Origin of the sequence: Pseudomonas sp. NKUCC02_KPG (assembly GCF_019345465.1) — a bacterium.
Lineage (GTDB): Bacteria > Pseudomonadota > Gammaproteobacteria > Pseudomonadales > Pseudomonadaceae > Aquipseudomonas.
Map to the genome: position 1 here is coordinate 55119 of NZ_JAHKRC010000004.1, position 17463 is coordinate 72581.

At 61.5% G+C, this 17463-nt stretch carries 16 protein-coding genes; 9 read left to right on the forward strand and 7 right to left on the reverse strand.

Annotated features, from left to right (window positions below; all coding sequences use genetic code 11):
• The first annotated feature begins 31 nt into the window (after positions 1-31).
• The 9 genes from KO536_RS06585 to KO536_RS06625 all read left to right on the forward strand — a co-directional run bounded on the left by KO536_RS06585 (position 32) and on the right by KO536_RS06625 (position 7321).
• Positions 32-982, forward strand: a complete 951-nt coding sequence (locus KO536_RS06585) for a siderophore-interacting protein (protein ID WP_219261501.1) — start codon at positions 32-34, stop codon at positions 980-982.
• Positions 983-1160: 178 nt separating this feature from the next.
• Entirely contained in the window at positions 1161-2372 is a 1212-nt protein-coding gene (locus KO536_RS06590; protein ID WP_133077196.1) for a PepSY domain-containing protein, read from the forward strand.
• Positions 2369-2908 (forward strand): thiamine pyrophosphate-binding protein, encoded by a 540-nt coding sequence (locus tag KO536_RS06595; protein WP_219261502.1) that lies wholly within the window; start codon positions 2369-2371, stop codon positions 2906-2908. The genes KO536_RS06590 and KO536_RS06595 overlap by 4 nt, the downstream gene beginning before the upstream one ends.
• Positions 2908-3243: a hypothetical protein gene (locus KO536_RS06600; protein WP_133077194.1), complete on the forward strand. Its 336-nt coding sequence runs from the start codon at positions 2908-2910 to the stop codon at positions 3241-3243. Before KO536_RS06595 ends, KO536_RS06600 begins: the two co-directional genes overlap by 1 nt.
• Positions 3240-3794 carry a DUF6162 family protein gene (locus tag KO536_RS06605; RefSeq protein ID WP_133077193.1) on the forward strand — a complete coding sequence of 185 codons (555 nt, stop codon included), beginning with the start codon at positions 3240-3242 and terminating at the stop codon, positions 3792-3794. The genes KO536_RS06600 and KO536_RS06605 overlap by 4 nt, the downstream gene beginning before the upstream one ends.
• A gap of 34 nt (positions 3795-3828) precedes the next feature.
• Positions 3829-4767 (forward strand): metal ABC transporter substrate-binding protein, encoded by a 939-nt coding sequence (locus tag KO536_RS06610; protein ID WP_133077192.1) that lies wholly within the window; start codon positions 3829-3831, stop codon positions 4765-4767.
• A complete protein-coding gene (locus KO536_RS06615; protein WP_133077191.1) occupies positions 4764-5519 on the forward strand; it encodes a metal ABC transporter ATP-binding protein in 756 nt (251 codons plus the stop codon). Before KO536_RS06610 ends, KO536_RS06615 begins: the two co-directional genes overlap by 4 nt.
• Positions 5516-6415 carry a metal ABC transporter permease gene (locus KO536_RS06620; RefSeq protein WP_219261503.1) on the forward strand — a complete coding sequence of 300 codons (900 nt, stop codon included), beginning with the start codon at positions 5516-5518 and terminating at the stop codon, positions 6413-6415. The genes KO536_RS06615 and KO536_RS06620 overlap by 4 nt, the downstream gene beginning before the upstream one ends.
• The gene (locus KO536_RS06625) at positions 6416-7321 is read left to right on the forward strand and encodes a metal ABC transporter solute-binding protein, Zn/Mn family (RefSeq protein WP_219261504.1); all 906 of its coding nucleotides are present in this window, start codon (positions 6416-6418) and stop codon (positions 7319-7321) included. It begins immediately after the preceding gene.
• A 118-nt stretch (positions 7322-7439) separates the two neighbouring features.
• On the opposite strand, the gene lipA is transcribed toward KO536_RS06625, so the two are convergent.
• The 7 genes from lipA to KO536_RS06660 all read right to left on the reverse strand — a co-directional run bounded on the left by lipA (position 7440) and on the right by KO536_RS06660 (position 17423).
• Positions 7440-8408, reverse strand: coding sequence for a lipoyl synthase (gene lipA, locus KO536_RS06630; protein WP_219261505.1), 969 nt, complete (start codon positions 8406-8408; stop codon positions 7440-7442).
• A 24-nt stretch (positions 8409-8432) separates the two neighbouring features.
• Complete coding sequence (gcvT, locus tag KO536_RS06635; RefSeq protein ID WP_219261506.1) at positions 8433-9554, reverse strand: glycine cleavage system aminomethyltransferase GcvT; 1122 nt, start codon at positions 9552-9554, stop codon at positions 8433-8435.
• 30 nt (positions 9555-9584) lie between these two features.
• Entirely contained in the window at positions 9585-10961 is a 1377-nt protein-coding gene (locus KO536_RS06640) for an L-serine ammonia-lyase (RefSeq protein WP_219261507.1), read from the reverse strand.
• 8 nt (positions 10962-10969) lie between these two features.
• Positions 10970-12223 carry a serine hydroxymethyltransferase gene (gene glyA, locus KO536_RS06645; RefSeq protein WP_133077185.1) on the reverse strand — a complete coding sequence of 418 codons (1254 nt, stop codon included), beginning with the start codon at positions 12221-12223 and terminating at the stop codon, positions 10970-10972.
• A gap of 67 nt (positions 12224-12290) precedes the next feature.
• Positions 12291-15161 (reverse strand): aminomethyl-transferring glycine dehydrogenase, encoded by a 2871-nt coding sequence (gene gcvP / locus KO536_RS06650; RefSeq protein WP_219261508.1) that lies wholly within the window; start codon positions 15159-15161, stop codon positions 12291-12293.
• Between the two features lie 14 nt (positions 15162-15175).
• A complete protein-coding gene (gcvH, locus tag KO536_RS06655; RefSeq protein WP_133077183.1) occupies positions 15176-15553 on the reverse strand; it encodes a glycine cleavage system protein GcvH in 378 nt (125 codons plus the stop codon).
• 340 nt (positions 15554-15893) lie between these two features.
• The gene (locus KO536_RS06660; RefSeq protein ID WP_133077182.1) at positions 15894-17423 is read right to left on the reverse strand and encodes a sigma-54-dependent transcriptional regulator; all 1530 of its coding nucleotides are present in this window, start codon (positions 17421-17423) and stop codon (positions 15894-15896) included.
• Positions 17424-17463: the final 40 nt, after the last annotated feature.

Genomic DNA, 17463 nt, shown 5'->3' on the forward strand with positions numbered 1-17463 from the left:
CAAAACGACTCCTGCTTATTGAGGTGCTGTTATGTCCCCCGCTGCCGCCCTGGTGCAGAACCTGCGCAATCGACTCAGTAAACCCGCTGCCTACCGACTGTTCGATATCCAGCTCAAACGCCGCATCACCTTGAGCCCGTCACTGACGCGCTTTGTGTTCGGCGGCAACGATGTGGCGCTGATGCGTACCCTGGCACCGGATCAGCGGGTCAAATTGCTGTTCCCCACCGCCAACGGCGAGGCCTCCAACCTGCCCAAACGGGGAGACTGGCGAGCGACCCTGCGTGACTTGAGCCCCGAGCAGGTACCGCCCATGCGCTCTTACACCCTTCGCAACCTGCGCGTGGAGTCAGGCGAACTGGATATCGACTTTGTCCTGCATGGCGTCACCGGCCCCGCCACGCGCTGGGCAACCCAGGCCAAAGCGGGTGATCTCCTGCAAATTGCGGCCCCCAATGGCGCCTACCCGGACGACCCGGGGGGCTATGAGTGGCAACCCCCACAGGGCATGCGAAAAGTACTGCTGATCGGCGACGAAACTGCGCTCCCGGCCATCGCCGGTATCCTGGAAGAGCTGGCACATCACCCCGACACACCCCAGGTACAAGCCTTTATCGAAGTGCCCGAAGAGTCCGACTGCCATGCCCTGGTCTGTGGCCCGAATACCAAAGTCCATTGGCTGCCCCGCGCCAGTCTGGGCAAACAGCATGGTGACGGCATGATCATCGCGGCCCGCGAACTGGCCAGCCTGCCGCCCCGGCGCCTGCAAGCCAAGGCCTGTGCTGTCCTGCAAGAACTTGATCTGGACAACCAGCGGCTCTGGGAGCGGGCCAGCGCCAGGCACAACGAGTTTTATGCCTGGGTGGCCGGGGAATCGATGGCGGTGATGGCGATCAGAAAGTTTTTCGTCCATGAATGCGGCATGGACCGCAAGGCACTGACCTTGATGGGGTACTGGAAGCTGGGGCGGTCATTGGGCTAGCAATAGCGACCGCACCGCCAGGGTACAGAATGTGGGAGCACCCGGACCTGGCCACACCGGAAACATTTTCTTACAAGTCCAGCTTCGGGTTTTGCTCATCTCATTCGTCCTACATGGATAAGCAATCGCTTCTCAATGGCGATTACACACCCGCCCTGCTGCGAGTTTGCCGTTTCCCATGTCCAAAAAGTCCCGTTCCAAACTCTGGTTTCTGGTTCACAGCTGGTTGACCCTGCCTATCTGGTTCTTCGTCCTGATCGTCTGCGTGACCGGCACACTGGCCGTGGTCAGCCAGGAGATCGTATGGCTTGCCACCCCCGAGGCCCGCGCCACTCAGCCGGATGATGATGCACCGCTGCTGACTTACGAACAGGTGCTGACCGCCATTAAAAAGGCCGAACCGAACCTGGCCGTACAGTCGATCAGCCGCCCGGACGAGTCGCATTTTGCCCTGGTGGCCCGTGTGGTCTATCCCGACGGCCGCTCGCCATCGCTCTACATCAACCCGTATTCCGGAGCGATTCAGGGTGAGAGCCCCAGCTTCAACTTCCAGGCCTTTACTCGCGCCCTGCACGGCTGGTGGCTGGTGCCATTTACCAATGGCTATAGCTGGGGCTGGTACCTGGTGTCGTTCCTCGGCCTTCCGCTGCTGGGGTCGCTGATTACCGGGCTGGTGGTCTACAAAAAATTCTGGAAAGGCTTTTTCAAACCCAACCTGCGTTTTAATCACGGAGCGCGCATTTTCTGGGGCGATTTCCACCGCCTGTGCGGCATCTGGTCGATCTGGTTTATTGCCGTGATTTCCATCACCGGCCTGTGGTTCTTGATCGAAGCCTTTATGTTCGATAACCAGATTTCGATTTCAACCACTGGCAACCCGCCCGTTGTGGCGCGCCAGGATGTACCGATCATGCCGGACGGCCAGCCCGCACCGCAGATCAACCTCGACCAGGCAGTAAAAATTGCCGCCGAAAAAATCCCCGGGCTGGACGCGAGTTTTGTCAGCCTGCCAAGCAATGCCTACGGACATATCGAAGTCGGCGGCCCGGGCTGGTACCCGCTGCTGTTCCAGACCGCAGACATCAACCCGTACAACGGCGCGATCGAAGGCTCGCGAATGATTGCCGACCGGTCCGGGCTGGAGCTGGTAACCGAATCCATGCGCCCGCTGCACACCGGCGATTTTGGCGGACTGTGGGTCAAGCTGATCTGGTTCTTCTTCGGCCTGATCCTCAGCATGATGATTCTGAGCGGCCTGCTGATCTGGACCAAACGCACGGCGCTGGCCACCGCCAACGCCCTCAAGCGCAGCGAGAAATCCCAGCGTAAACCTGCCGCAACCCAGACCGTCACGGCGCACAGCCAACAGCCCGAAGAGGCCAATGTATGAGCAAGGCAGTGGCTGCACAGCCCTCGTCCACCCTTGGCCGGTTGTGGCACAAATGGCGCTTTCACATAAACATTCTGCTGCTGTTGGTGCCGCTGGGCTTTATGCCCAAGTACTTCGCCGATGCCTCGCTGTTTCGCGGGGACAGCGGCCTGGGCGAGCGTGAAATCGGCACCGTGCAGGTCGGTCCCTGGAGCCTGAAACTGGCCGAATTGCGCAACGAAGCCCCGCGCCCGGACGGCCCGGCGGGCTACATGAAGAGCTTTAACGCTGCCCTGTGCGACACCTGCATCAATCAGGTCAAGGCTGCCTATCTGCGAATCGGCAAACCTCGCAGCCTGCGGGCCGCCGGGGTGATTTTCTTCGGCACGCCATACCGCATGGGCGCCACCATGCCGATCCCGGATCGCACCAAGCCCGACGCCGAGCTATGGATCACCCTTGAGGGGTGGGACGGCTCCATGCATCAGGTCTCCATTCCCCTGAGTCAGGCCTCACCGGCAACGGTCGCCTGGCTGGCCCAACGAGGAGCCAAATAATGCATTCGCGCCTGTTTAAAAAACCTGCCCTGGCGGCAGGATTGATTGCGTTGCTCGGTGTTTGCAGCCAGGCACTGGCCCACAACCCGATGTGTGAGTGCAAGGCCGTGGAAGACGGACAGATCCGTTGTACCGGCGGGTTTTCCGACGGCAGCGGCGCACCGGGAGTGACCCTGGATGTCATCGGCTACGACGAAACCATCCTGGTGCCCGGCAAGCTGGGCGCGGATTCAACCCTGACGTTCAAGCGCCCCGATTCCGAATTTTATGTGCTGTTCGACGCAGGTCCGGGTCACATCGTCGAAATCGACCAAGCCGATATCGAGGCCCCATGAGTACTCACGTAGTGCGCCCGGCCGGTGCCGGTCATGAAACCCTGTATGTGTTGCTGCTGTGCCTGTTGATTCTGACCGTGGCCGGCTCCGTGGTGGCCTGGCGTCACGAATCCCAGGAAGTGACTTCCGTGGCCGCCCATCAACTGGATGCACGACGGGACCTGAGCGCTGCCGAACAAGGCATCTACGCCGACCTGCGGGTCACGCTGGACGAAATCCAGTTGCTGCGCGAAGCGTCCAGCGCCCTGCCCCAACCCGTCCAACTGGCCGAAGAAGGCTTTGCCCCCTTTGCCAGCGATGCCAGCTCCGTCAGCCGTGGCAACCATGTCTGGCAGCTGCTCGGTGAACAGGCCTACCTGGGCCTGAGCCCCACCCCTGAGGTGGCGGGGTCGTTCTTGATGCGAATCAGCACCCAGCCGGATATATGGCTCAACCGCAATCCCGACGCAAAAGCCCCCGCCGACTTCAGCGATGCCGCCCTTAATCAAAGTGGCTGGCAGCAAGTGATCGCGCAATTCGATGCCGGGGTCACACGCCAGCATCGGCACTGAACCCACCGCTTGACCTGAGAGAAGACTGCTCGCCATGTCGATTTCATCTGTTGTGCGTCGCCGCACCGTGCTGCTGGCCGCCCTGTTTGCCTTTTGTCTGTCACCCCAGGCATTTGCCGATGCCCCGACCCCGCTGGCCAAGCCGCTGCGCATCGGTATCACCCTGCACCCTTACTACAGCTACGTGGCCAATATCGTCGGTGACAAGGCCGAAGTGGTGCCGTTGATTCCCGCAGGCTTTAACCCCCACGCCTATGAGCCCCGCGCTGAAGACATCAAGCGCATCGGTACACTGGATGTAATCGTGCTCAATGGCGTGGGCCATGATGACTTTGCCGACCGCATGATCGAGGCCAGCGAAAAACCCGACATCCCGGTGATCGAGGCCAACCAGAATGTCCCCTTGCTGGCCGCCACCGGCAACGCAGCGCGTGGTGCGGGCAAGGTGGTCAACCCCCACACCTTTCTGTCGATCAGCGCCTCGATTGCCCAGGTCAACAACATTGCCCGTGAACTGGGCAAACTCGATCCGGCCAACGCCAGGACCTACACCGCCAATGCCCGCGCCTATGGCAAGCGCCTGCGTCAAATGCGGGCCGATGCCCTGGCCAGGTTGACCCAGGCTCCGAACGCCGACCTGCGCGTGGCCACGGTGCACGCGGCTTACGACTACCTGCTGCGCGAGTTCGGCCTGGAGGTCACTGCCGTGGTCGAGCCGGCCCACGGCATTGAGCCAAGCCCCAGCCAGTTGAAGAAAACCATCGATCAACTGCGCGAGCTGGATGTGAAGGTGATCTTCTCCGAGATGGACTTCCCGTCCACTTATGTCGAGACCATTCAGCGCGAGTCCGGGGTCAAACTGTACCCGCTCTCCCATATTTCCTATGGCGACTACAGCGCTGACAAGTACGAAAAAGAAATGACCGGCAACCTCAATACCGTGGTCAGGGCCATTCAGGAGGCCGGAGCATGACTGCCGTTGAACACTTGCCGGTAGCGGCCTGCGGGCCGGGAGTGACGTTTGATCAGGTGTCGCTGACCCTGGGTCGAACGCCCATTCTGGATCACGTCAGTTTCAGCATTCGCCCCGGCAGTGTCCATGCGCTGGTGGGGCCAAACGGCGGGGGCAAAAGCTCGCTGATCAAGACGCTGCTGGGGCAAATGCCCCATCAGGGTCGCCTGTGCCTTGACTGGCCCGGTGAACCGGGGTTGATCGGCTATGTTCCCCAGGCACTGGAGTTCGATCGCGGACTGCCCATGACCGTGGATGATTTCATGGCCGCCATGTGCCAGCGCCGCCCGGCGTTTATGGGGTTGTCGCGCAAGGTGGCTCCGGCCATCGGCGACGCGCTGGAGCGTGTGGGCATGCAGGACAAGCGCAAGCGGCGCATGGGTGCGCTGTCCGGCGGTGAACGCCAGCGCGTGTTGCTGGCACAGGGCCTGATCCCCGCACCGCAACTGCTGGTGCTGGATGAACCCATGTCGGCGCTGGACGAGGCCGGTGCCCGAGTGTTTGAGCGCTTGCTGACTGAATGGCGTCAGGCCGGAGTTACCGTGGTGTGGATCGAGCACGATCTGGCCGCCGTGAAACGACTGGCAGAACGGGTGACCGGGCTCAATCGCCAGGTCCTGTTCGACGGCCCGCCTGAACAGACCCTGAGCCCCGAACGCTTGCTCAACCTGTTTTCAACCCATCCCAAGGCTCACGGGAGCGCCCTTTCATGAGTTACGAAGCGTTCCGTCTGATGGTTCAGGGCTGGGCATCTGCAGGCTATTTGCCCGAAGTGCTGGCTTACGGTTTTGTGGTCAATGCATTGCTTGCCGGTTTGCTGATTGGCCCGGTACTCGGCGGCCTGGGCACGCTGGTGGTGGTCAAGCGTTTCGCGTTTTTTTCCGAAGCCGTGGGCCATGCCGCGCTGACCGGCGTGGCCATCGGCATCCTGCTGGGTGAGCCCTACACCGGACCTTATGGCAGCCTGTTCGGCTACTGCCTGTTGTTCGGCATCTCGCTCAATTACCTGCGCTATCGCACCGGGCTGGCACCGGATACCCTGATCGGCGTGTTCCTGTCGGTGTCATTGGCACTGGGCGCCAGCCTGCTGCTGATTCTGGCGGGCAAGATCAACGTGCATATCCTGGAAAACGTGCTGTTCGGTTCAGTGTTGACGGTCAACGGCAATGATCTGCTGGTACTGGCGATTGTCGGCGCGCTGGTGCTGGGCCTCAGCCTGCCGCTGTACAACCGCATCATGCTCGCCAGTTTCAACCCGCAACTGGCCGCTGTACGCGGGGTGGCAGTGAAGTCCCTGGACTATCTGTTTGTGATCCTGGTGACGCTGATTACCGTCGCGGCCGTTAAAGTCATTGGCGCGATTCTGGTGGGCGCCCTGCTGGTGATTCCGGCAGCGGCGGCGCGTTTGCTCAGCCAGTCGCTGAAGGGTTTTTTCTGGATTTCAGTACTGATCGCCACCGTCAGCACCCTGTGCGGCATCCTGCTGCCCATCGTGTTTGACCTGCCGATCCCGTCCGGCGCCGCAATTATTTTGATGGCCGGTATCGCCTTCGCCCTCGCCGCCATCGCCCGGGGCGTGGTGCCCAGCCTGAAAGGGAATATTGGATAAATGTTCACTCTGCGCAAACTCTCACTGGCTCTGGCCATTACCGGCCTGCTCAGCACGCCTCTGCTGGCAGCCGACACAGCGACGCAACCGGTGCGCGTCCTCGCCAGCCTGCCGATCACCTACGGGCTAGGCGAGTTGCTGCTCAAGGACAGTAACGTGACCCTGGAACGGGCCGCAGCGGCCAACCTGCCCGGGAGCCGGCAGAGTGCCTACTTCAGCGGGCGCGGCGCCCCTGCCCTGCACACGCTGGCCACACAGGCCGATGCCGTTATCGGCCTGCGCTCATTGTGGAGCGATGACCCGCTGTATCCGATGGCACGACGCAGCAATATCCGCATTGTTGAAGTTGACGCGGCGCGGCCAGTGGACGGCAGCCTGCCGGGCATAGCCGTACAGCCGGGAGCTCACAGCGATGGCCTGAACAGCCAGCCGTGGCTGACCAGCAACAACATGGGACGCATGGCGGATGTGATCGCGGCCGACCTGGTGCGGTTGGCGCCTGCTGCCAAGCCGAAGATCGAAGCCAACCTGGCGAGTCTGAAACAGCGTTTGCTCAAGCTCAGCGCCGACAGCGAGGCACAGCTGGCCAAGGCCGACAATCTGGCCGTGGTGAGCCTGTCGGATCGGCTGGACTACTTGATTGGCGGGTTGAATCTGGAACGGGTCGAAGTCGATCACAAAGGGGATGAGACCTGGACGCCCGAGTCGCTGCAAGCGCTGACCCACACCCTGAAAGACAATGATGTGGCGCTGGTGCTGGATCACCGCCAGCCTTCGGCTGCAGTCATCGCTGCAATTGCCGAGGGTGGCAGTGAACTGGTGGTGGTGACGGCAGACGGCGCCGATCCTGTGGCCGAGTTGCAGGGCAATATTGACGCCATCGTCAAGGTACTGAGCACCGATTAAGCTTCGTCACCTGACCCATTACGACGCTTTCAATGGGGCCCGCCCGTTCGTGGCAACGGCCGAAGGCTGCGCCCGTGGACGCAGCCTCATTCCTTCGCCAGCGGCTACGGCTCTTGTATCAAACCCCCTTCATCTGCTCATCAGCGTGGTAAGAGGAGCGCACCAGCGGCCCCGACGCGACGTTTTTGAAACCCATGCGCTGCCCCTCCTCTGCAAACCAGGCGAAGGTGTCCGGGTGCACGAAACGCTGCACCGGCAGGTGGCTGCGCGAGGGCTGCAGGTACTGCCCCAGCGTCAGCATGTCGACATCATGCTCGCGCATGCGCTGCATCACCTGGATCACTTCCTCGTCCGCCTCCCCCAAACCCAGCATCAAGCCGGACTTGGTCGGCACATGGGGCACCTTGTGCTTGAAGTTCTGCAGCAAGTCCAGTGACCACTCGAAATCCGATCCGGGGCGCGCCGCCTTGTACAGCCGCGGCACTGTTTCCAGATTGTGGTTGAACACATCAGGCGGCTCTTGCGCTGTGATCGCCAGTGCCACGTCCATGCGACCGCGATAGTCGGGCACCAGGGTTTCCAGCTGTACGCCCGGTGACAGCTTGCGAATTTCGCGCAGGCAGTCGACAAAGTGTCCGGCACCGCCGTCTCGCAAGTCGTCACGGTCCACCGAGGTGATGACCACGTATTTGAGTCGAAGGTCGGCGATGGCAATCGCCAGGTTCTTCGGTTCATCTGCATCCAGCGGCCTCGGGCGGCCGTGTCCCACGTCACAGAACGGGCAGCGACGGGTACAGATATCACCCATGATCATGAACGTCGCGGTACCGCCCGAGAAACACTCGCCCAGATTCGGGCAAGAAGCCTCTTCACACACGCTGTGCAGTTTGTGTTTGCGCAGCAGCGCCTTGACCCGCGCCACCTCCGGCGAGGTGGATATCGGCACGCGGATCCAGTCAGGCTTACGCGGTATATCTTCGGTCGGCAGGATCTTCACCGGGATACGGGCAACCTTGTCGGCTCCACGCAATTTGATCCCCGCCTGCAACGGTTGCGGGCGGGTGGCGACAGACAGGTGTTCACTCATGCTAGTGCTCCTCGCATCGCGGCCTCAGCCCCGGTAGTAACGCTGAGGGACGAAAGGCGTTTTAACCACCCGCATCGGCACCCACTTGCCCCGCACCACGGCGAAGACTTCGCTGTCGAGTGCAGCATGGGCGTTTTGCACATAGCCGATCGCAAGCGGACCGCCGAGGCTGGGACCAAAACCACCGCTGGTGACATGGCCGATCACCTGCTCCTGGGCATTGACGATTGGTGTGCCTTCACGCACCGGCACACGCTCCAGAGGCAACAAGCCAACGCGTTTGCTGGCCACGCCTTCGCGCTGCTGCCCGAGGATGCGCCCGGCTCCGGGGAAGCCACCGGCACGCTCGCCGTCGGTGCGCCGCACCTTTGAAATAGCCCAGCCCAGGCTGGCCTCAACCGGTGTCGTGGTGACGTCCATGTCATGGCCGTACAGGCACAGGCCCGCTTCCAGGCGCAGCGAATCCCGAGCACCCAGACCGACAGGCTTGACCTCGGGCTCGGCCAGAAGCGCACGGGCCAGCCGTATTGCCTGTTCGACCGGAACGGAAATTTCGTAGCCATCTTCGCCGGTGTAACCGGAGCGACTGACGTAACAATCGACACCGAGCAAACGCACGCTGGCAAACTGCATAAAGGTCATGGCCTGTACCTCCGGGGCCAGGCGCCCCAGCACTTGAGCAGCCTTCGGCCCCTGCAGGGCAAGCAAGGCGCGGCTGTCGAACAGCGACTCCACTTCGCAGGCAGCGCCCAGGTGCCGGATCAAATGCGCCAGGTCCTGTTGCTTGCAACCGGCGTTGACCACCAGAAACAAGTACTCCCCGGCATTGGCCACCATCAGGTCGTCGAGGATGCCACCATTCTCATCGGTGAACATGGCATAGCGCTGCATACCCACGGGCAGGTCGATGATGTCCACCGGCACCAGTGCTTCCAGGGCCCTGGCCGCACCCGCACCGTGCAGGCGGATCTGGCCCATGTGCGATACGTCGAACAGGCCCGCCTGTTCGCGGGTGTGCTGATGCTCTTTCATCACGCCCAACGGATATTGCACCGGCATTTCGTAACCGGCAAAAGGCACCAGGCGGGCGCCAAGCTCCAGGTGCAAAACGTGCAACGGGGTTTTCAGCAGTTGTTCGTCAGACATGGGTGAATCCTTGAATGAGTTGAAAAGATGTCAGCATTCGATGATGTTCACGGCCAGGCCACCGCGTGCGGTTTCCTTGTACTTGCTCTTCATGTCGGCGCCTGTCTGACGCATGGTGCGGATCACTTTGTCGAGGGAGACAAAGTGCTTGCCGTCGCCCCTCAAGGCCATGCGCGCAGCATTGATCGCCTTGACCGAGCCCATCGCGTTGCGCTCGATGCAGGGCACTTGCACCAGACCGCCAATCGGGTCGCAGGTCAGGCCCAGATTGTGTTCCATACCGATTTCGGCAGCGTTTTCCACTTGCTCCACCGTGCCGCCCAGCACCTCGCAGAGCGCCCCGGCAGCCATCGAGCAGGCAACACCCACCTCGCCCTGGCAGCCGACTTCGGCACCGGAAATCGAGGCGTTTTCCTTGTACAGAATGCCGATGGCCGCCGCCGTCAACAGAAAGCGCTGCACCCCGTTTTCATCCGCTCCCGGCACAAATCGTACGTAGTAGTGCAATACCGCAGGCACGATCCCCGCCGCGCCATTGGTGGGTGCCGTCACGACCCTGCCACCGCTGGCATTTTCTTCATTGACGGCCAGCGCGTACAGGTTGACCCAGTCGAGCACCGAGAGGCTGTCCTTGAGTGCCGCTTCCGGATTGCTGCTCAACTGGCGGTAGAGCTGCGCCGCACGGCGCCTGACCTTGAGTCCGCCAGGCATGATTCCCTCATTGCGGCATCCGGCGAGCACGCAGTCCTGCATCACTTGCCAGATATGCAGCAACCCCTCGCGAAGCTGCTGCGGGGTGTGCCAGGCCGCCTCGTTCCGGGCCATCAACGCACTGATCGAAAGACCGCTGCGGGTACATTGCTCCAGCAGTTCACGGCCCGACAAAAACGGATAGCGCAACGGGGTTCGATCAGCAACGATGCGATTGACCCCGATGGCTTGCTCATCGACCACAAAGCCGCCACCCACCGAATAATATTCACGGCTGCACATTTGCAATCCGGCCTGGTCGAACGCTCGCAGGATCATGCCGTTGGGGTGGTAAGGCAGGGGCTTGCGAATCATCGCCAGGTGCTCTTTCTCGACGAAGCGGATCGCTTTTTCACCGAGCAACGACAGACTGGCCGAACTGCGAATCGCGCTAACCCGGGCATCCGCCGTGGTGGTGTCCAGGGTATCTGGGTAATCCCCTTCCAGCCCCAGCATGACGGCCTTGTCGCTGCCATGACCCTTGCCGGTAGCACCGAGCGAGCCATACAACTCGGCACGCACACTTTCTGTCTGCTCCAGCAGCCCTTGTGCCTTGAGCCCCAGGGCAAACGCCACGGCAGCTTTCATCGGCCCTACCGTATGCGAACTGGAAGGACCGATCCCCACTTTGAACAGATCAAACACACTTAGCGACATGCTCGCCTCTACTTCGAATACACCGGAAACAAAGCGCACATCTCGCTGACCTGCCGCGCAACCCGGGCCTCGATGGCGGCATCACCCGGATGGTCGAGGATGTCGCAGATCCAGGTCGCCAGCGCACGGCACTCGGGGATCTGCAAACCACGGGTGGTCACCGCGGGTGTACCGATGCGCAAACCCGATGTCACGAACGGCGACTGCGGGTCATTGGGCACGGCGTTTTTGTTGACGGTGATATGGGCCCGGCCCAATGCGGCATCGGCGTCCTTGCCGGTGATGCCCTGGCGGATCAGGCTGACCAGAAACAGGTGGTTATCGGTGCCGTCGGAGACCACGTCATACCCGCGCTGCTTGAAGACTTCTGCCATGGCCTGAGCGTTCTTGATGACCTGGAACTGGTAATCCTTGAAGCCCGGCTCCAGCGCCTCCTTGAAGCACACGGCCTTGGCCGCGATCACATGCATCAGGGGCCCGCCCTGGCCACCCGGAAACACCGCCGAGTTGAGTTTTTTCTCCAGGTCCGCATCGGCCTTGGCCAGAATCAGTCCGCCGCGTGGGCCGCGCAGGGTCTTGTGGGTTGTGGTGGTAACCACATCGGCATACGGCAGCGGGTTGGGGTACAGACCAACGGCAACCAGACCCGCAACATGGGCCATGTCCACAAACAGATAAGCCCCGACCTTGTCGGCAATCGCACGAAAACGCGGGAAGTCCAGGGTCTTGGAGTAAGCCGAAAAACCGGCAACGATCATTTTTGGCCGATGTTCCAGGGCCAGACGCTCGACTTCGTCATAGTCGATCAGGCCATTGCCGTCGATACCGTATTGCACGGCGTTGTACAGCTTGCCCGAGGAACTGACCTTTGCACCGTGGGTCAGGTGGCCGCCGTGGGCCAGGCTCATGCCCAGAATGGTATCGCCCGCCTGCAGCAACGCCAGGTACACCGCCGAGTTGGCCTGGGAGCCCGAGTGCGGCTGCACGTTGGCATACCCGGCGCCAAACAGCTCCTTGGCGCGATCGATTGCCAACTGCTCCACCACATCGACATATTCGCAGCCACCGTAATAGCGCTTGCCCGGGTAGCCCTCGGCGTACTTGTTGGTCAGCTCGGTGCCCTGGGCCTGCATCACTTGCGGGCTGGTGTAGTTCTCGGAAGCAATGAGCTCGATATGGTCTTCCTGACGTTGCGCCTCGCGAGTGATGGCGTCGAACAGAGCTGGGTCGAAATCAGACAGGGTCAGGCTTTTATGGAACATGAGATTTTCCTTTTTATTAGAGATTCACGTTTCAGGCTCTGCCCGGATCGTAATCCGGGCAGAGCGATCAGGCGTCCTGATACAGGGCTATCGGTGGGCAGGCGCAGGCCAGGTTGCGATCGCCGTAGACGTTGTCGACACGTCCCACCGGCGGCCAGTATTTACCGTCACGCAATGACTCCAGCGGGAATACCGCCAGCTCGCGGCTGTAGGGGTGCGTCCACTTGCCAACCAGCTCTGCAGCCGTGTGCGGCGCGTTTTTGAGCGGGTTGTCATCCTTGTCCAGCGTGCCGTTGTGCACGGCGTGGATCTCTTCACGAATGCTGATCATCGCGTCGCAGAAGCGGTCCAGCTCGGCAAGGGACTCACTCTCCGTGGGCTCTACCATCAATGTGCCGGCCACCGGAAAGGACATGGTTGGCGCGTGGAAGCAGTAGTCGATCAGGCGCTTGGCAACGTCATCGACACTGATCCCGCTGGTTTCCTTGAGCGGGCGCAGGTCGAGGATGCATTCGTGGGCCACCAGGCCGTTGTCGCCGGTATAGAGCACCGGGTAGTGCTCTTCCAGACGCCGGGCGATGTAGTTGGCATTCAAAATTGCAAGCTGCGAGGCGCGCTTGAGGCCCTGCCCGCCCATCATGCGCATGTACATCCAGGTGATCGGCAAAATGCTCGCGCTGCCATAGGGCGCCGCACTCACTGCGCCCTGCTTGCGGGCCAGGGTCTGATGCCCCGGCAGGAACGGTGCCAGATGCGCCTTGACCCCGATCGGGCCAACACCGGGGCCGCCGCCGCCGTGGGGAATGCAGAAGGTTTTGTGCAGGTTGAGGTGGGACACGTCGCCACCAAACTTGCCCGGCGCACACAGGCCCACCATTGCATTCATGTTCGCGCCGTCCAGATACACCTGCCCGCCGTGCTCATGGATGATCGAGCAGATTTCGCGGATGCCTTCTTCGAACACGCCATGGGTCGAGGGATAGGTGATCATCAGTGCAGCCAGGCGATCACGGTGCTCGATGGCCTTGGCACGCAGGTCTTCAAGGTCGACGTTGCCCCGCGCATCGCAGGCCGTGACTACCACGCGCATTCCGACCATGTGTGCGGTGGCGGGGTTGGTGCCGTGGGCTGAAGATGGAATCAGGCACACATCGCGACCGGCCTCGCCACGGCTGGCGTGGTAAGCGCGAATCGCCAGCAGACCGGCGTATTCACCCTGGGAACCGGCATTGGGCTGCAACGACATGGCGTCGTAGCCTGTGGCCGCGCAAAGCATGGCTTCCAGCTCCCGGGTCAGTTGCTGATAACCCAGGGTCTGCTCGCTCGGGGCAAAGGGATGCAAGGCGCCGAACTCAGGCCAGGTGATCGGGATCATCTCGCTGGCGGCATTGAGCTTCATGGTGCAGGAGCCCAATGGAATCATGGTGCGGTCCAGCGCCAGATCCTTGTCGGCCAGCTTGCGCAGGTAACGCATCAACTCGGTTTCACTGTGGTAGCGGTTAAACACCGGGTGTTGCAGAATCGGCGTCTCACGCAACAGCGCCAGCGGCAGGCAATCACCCGTCGCTGCCGCCAGTGCGGCGAAGTCCGGCAATGCCTGACCCTGTGTTGCAAACACCGACCACAGGGCTTCGACGCTGGCCTGCTCGCAGGTTTCGTCCAGCGACAGGCCGACACGCAACGGGTCGATCCGGCGCAGGTTGATCTGCGCTGCGGTTGCAGCGTCAATCACGTCTTGAACCGATGTGGCAGGCACCACGCTGACCGTGTCGAAGAAGTGCTGCTGCTCGACCTTGTGCCCGAGCTGTTGCAGCCCTTGAACCACAATAGAGGTCAGGCGATGGACCCGTCGGGCAATGTCCGCAAGGCCCCGAGGGCCGTGGTAGACGGCGAACATGCTGGCGATATTGGCCAGAAGCACCTGTGCCGTGCAGATGTTGCTCGTGGCCTTTTCGCGGCGGATATGTTGCTCGCGGGTCTGCATGGCCAGGCGCATGGCCGGTTTGCCGTGGCGGTCGATTGAAATGCCTACCAGACGCCCCGGCATATCGCGCTTGAATCCGTCGCGGGTTGCAAAATAAGCCGCATGAGGTCCGCCAAAACCCAACGGCACACCAAAGCGCTGGGCACTGCCCAGTACCACGTCGGCACCGAATTCACCGGGCGGCGTCAGCAGGGTCAGTGCCAGCAGGTCCGCCGCCACAGCCACCAGGGCACCGGCCCCGTGGGCGCCCTGCACCAGTGCCCGGTGATCCACGATAGCCCCGGTGCTGGCGGGATATTGCAGCAGCAGGCCGAAATAACCCTCGAAATCTTCCTGCACCAACTCGCACTCATCACCCACCACCACTTCAATTCCCAGCGGCTGGGCACGAGTGCGCAGCACGTCGAGGGTTTGCGGGTGGCAGTGATGGGAGGCAAAAAAGGCCGGGGCCCGGTTTTTTGCCAGGCGTTTGCAGAAGGTCATTGCCTCGGCCGCCGCTGTCGCCTCGTCCAGCAATGAGGCATTGGCGATTTCCATGCCGGTCAGGTCGCTGACCATCGTCTGGAAGTTGAGCAAGGCTTCAAGCCGCCCCTGGGAGATCTCTGGCTGGTAAGGGGTATAGGCGGTGTACCAGGCCGGATTTTCCAGCAGGTTGCGCAAGATGGGAGGCGGTGTATGGCACGGGTAATAGCCCTGGCCGATGTGATTGCGAAACAACAGGTTTTTGCCAGCAATCGTCTTGATTGCAGCCAGCGCCCGGGCTTCGCCCTCACCGGCAGTCAGTTCGAGCACGCTGGTGTCTTTGATGCTGTGCGGCACCACGCTTTCAATCAGCGCTTCAAGAGAGTCGTGGCCAACCCGCGCAAGCATCGCGCGTATGTCATCGTCATCGGGGCCGATGTGGCGGGCAATAAACTCGTTGTCAGTGCTCAGAGGCAAATGTGCTTGGGTCATGGGGATGCTCCGGCTCAGGCGTTTTCTGCCACAAAGGCGTCGTAGGCCTGCTGGTCCAGCAGGTCGTTGAAAGCCGCCATGTTGTCGATGCGAATCCGGAAGAACCAGCCGTCGCCCATGGGCGAAGCGTTGACCTGCTCAGGGTCATCCGCCAACGCCTGGTTCACCTCCACGATCTCCCCCGTCAACGGCATGGTGATATTGCTGGCCGCTTTCACCGACTCCAGCACTGCAACCTCATGACCTGCACTGAACACCCCCAGATCGGGCAACTGCACAAACACCACATCACCCAGCGCTTGCTGGGCAAAATCGGTAATGCCGACGGTCAACTCGCCCGACGCTTCCAGACGCAGCCATTCATGTTCAGGAGTAAAACGCAGAGTGCTCATGGACTTTTCTCTTGTTATCAATGTGTCCTGGTGCAGGACGGACAGGCCACCGCAGGTACGGTGCTACTGACTGAACAAGAGCAAGTGTGATGCCAACTCAATAAAGTACTTTAAAAACAGTTACTTATATTAGTTTAAGCGTATTGCGAACGGGTCTTTGGAGCGATACCGCTCCAGCCGTGACAGGGTGATGGGGGGTTAGTCCTGCACAGGCGGGGTTCAGGCGGGAGCGGAGTGAAATCACTCCGGTGGAGCATTTTCAAACCACTGGCATATTGCCTACCATTGCCGTTGCAGTTGCCAAGGGAACGAGGCAGCTGCAACGGGATCCGCACCGTGGTCAATTGCGCGAGGTTATCCCGTATTTACGCAGCCTTTGCCCAATGGCCGTGTGCGAGGTTTGCAGGCGCGAAGCCAACTGACGGGTAGATGGGTAGGCCACGTAAAAACGTTCCAGCAAGGTTTTTTCGAAACCCTGCATTGCCGCTTCCAGGCTGACGACTTCTTCGGCATCCGCCTTCTGGCTGGTCAGTTCAGTCCCGGCCAGCTCCAGGCTGTCGCAATCAATCACATCGCCCTCGCTGGTCGCTGCAGCGCGGAAGATGACGTTTTGCAATTGGCGCACGTTGCCCGCCCAGCGATTACCCAGCAACAGCGGATGGGTCGCCGCCGCCAGCCGGCAGGGCGGCCGGTGGATCTGCTCGCACGCCTGTCGCAGGAAGTGCTCGGCCAGCAGGAGGATGTCCATGCCACGCTCACGCAACGGCGGCACCAGCAAGTTAAGGACGTTGAGCCGATAGTAGAGATCCTCGCGAAAGGTGCCCTCCCTCACCATGCGTTCCAGGTCGCGGTGGGTTGCACAGAGCACCCGCACGTTGACCCGCACCTCGCGCTCGCCACCGATGCGCCGAAAGCAGCCGTCGCTGAGGAACCGCAGCAGCTTGGCCTGCAGGTACGGTGACATCTCTCCTACCTCATCGAGAAACACCGTGCCACGGTCCGCCAACTCCAGCAGGCCCGGCTTGCCGCCACGCTGGGCGCCGGTGAAGGCACCGGCGGAGTAACCGAACAGCTCGCTCTCGGCCAGGCTCTCGGGCAGCGCTGCGCAGTTGAGGGCCAAAAACGATGCATCACGCCGGGCACTCATGGCATGACAGGCGTGAGCCACCAGTTCCTTGCCGGTGCCGGTTTCGCCCTGGATCAGCAGCGGCGCATCCAGGCTCGCCACTTTGTGCAAGCGCGACTTGAGGTCTTCAAGCACCGCAGACTTGCCCAGCAAGGCCTCCAGCCCTTCAGCCGGGTCGCGCAGCAACGACGCCAATCGCTCACCAATGCGGCTGGGCGGGTAAAGCGTCAGCAGCCCCCCCACCAGCACCTCTGTACCGCCGCTGATGGGCGTGGCATCAAGGAGCAGGTCGCAGCCCTTGAAACTCACTTCACACATGGGCAGGCGAAAGCCTTTATTGATCAGGGTACGGGCCAGATCCGGTGCAGCGAACAGATTCGACAGCGGCTCACCCGTGGGATCGCGACCGTAAAGGTCAGTCAGCCTGGGATTGGCCAGCAGCACGCAACCGTCGGGGTCTACGGCCATCACCGGATCGCTCATGGCGGCGAGCAAGGCTTCCAGCTGCAGGCTCCGACGCTCGCCCGGCAGGATGTCAACCAGCTTCACGGCCTGCACGCCTGCTACCCGCATCAGCGCATGGTCAAGCTCTTCAAGCACGCTTCGGGACAGGGTAGGTGCATCGATATAGACATTCGGCGGGCTCATTTCCACCGCGTCGAGATTGAGGTTACGCGCGCCCAGCAGCATCAGGATTTCCTGGGTGATGCCGACGCGGTCTTTGAACGTGACGTGAATTCGCATGACCAACCGCTCCCTGACAGCAAACAACGAAGGGGCGGCA

What these genes read in the sequence shown, in the direction of transcription:
- KO536_RS06610 (WP_133077192.1), top strand. Translation starts at nt 3,829, where the DNA reads ATGTCGATTTCATCTGTTGTGCGTCGCCGCACCGTGCTGCTGGCCGCC.
- gcvP (WP_219261508.1), bottom strand. Translation starts at nt 15,161, where the DNA reads ATGACCCAAGCACATTTGCCTCTGAGCACTGACAACGAGTTTATTGCC.
- KO536_RS06660 (WP_133077182.1), bottom strand. Translation starts at nt 17,423, where the DNA reads ATGCGAATTCACGTCACGTTCAAAGACCGCGTCGGCATCACCCAGGAA.
- gcvT (WP_219261506.1), bottom strand. Translation starts at nt 9,554, where the DNA reads ATGTCTGACGAACAACTGCTGAAAACCCCGTTGCACGTTTTGCACCTG.
- KO536_RS06640 (WP_219261507.1), bottom strand. Translation starts at nt 10,961, where the DNA reads ATGTCGCTAAGTGTGTTTGATCTGTTCAAAGTGGGGATCGGTCCTTCC.
- glyA (WP_133077185.1), bottom strand. Translation starts at nt 12,223, where the DNA reads ATGTTCCATAAAAGCCTGACCCTGTCTGATTTCGACCCAGCTCTGTTC.
- KO536_RS06625 (WP_219261504.1), top strand. Translation starts at nt 6,416, where the DNA reads ATGTTCACTCTGCGCAAACTCTCACTGGCTCTGGCCATTACCGGCCTG.
- KO536_RS06595 (WP_219261502.1), top strand. Translation starts at nt 2,369, where the DNA reads ATGAGCAAGGCAGTGGCTGCACAGCCCTCGTCCACCCTTGGCCGGTTG.
- KO536_RS06585 (WP_219261501.1), top strand. Translation starts at nt 32, where the DNA reads ATGTCCCCCGCTGCCGCCCTGGTGCAGAACCTGCGCAATCGACTCAGT.
- KO536_RS06600 (WP_133077194.1), top strand. Translation starts at nt 2,908, where the DNA reads ATGCATTCGCGCCTGTTTAAAAAACCTGCCCTGGCGGCAGGATTGATT.
- KO536_RS06590 (WP_133077196.1), top strand. Translation starts at nt 1,161, where the DNA reads ATGTCCAAAAAGTCCCGTTCCAAACTCTGGTTTCTGGTTCACAGCTGG.
- KO536_RS06620 (WP_219261503.1), top strand. Translation starts at nt 5,516, where the DNA reads ATGAGTTACGAAGCGTTCCGTCTGATGGTTCAGGGCTGGGCATCTGCA.
- lipA (WP_219261505.1), bottom strand. Translation starts at nt 8,408, where the DNA reads ATGAGTGAACACCTGTCTGTCGCCACCCGCCCGCAACCGTTGCAGGCG.
- KO536_RS06605 (WP_133077193.1), top strand. Translation starts at nt 3,240, where the DNA reads ATGAGTACTCACGTAGTGCGCCCGGCCGGTGCCGGTCATGAAACCCTG.
- gcvH (WP_133077183.1), bottom strand. Translation starts at nt 15,553, where the DNA reads ATGAGCACTCTGCGTTTTACTCCTGAACATGAATGGCTGCGTCTGGAA.
- KO536_RS06615 (WP_133077191.1), top strand. Translation starts at nt 4,764, where the DNA reads ATGACTGCCGTTGAACACTTGCCGGTAGCGGCCTGCGGGCCGGGAGTG.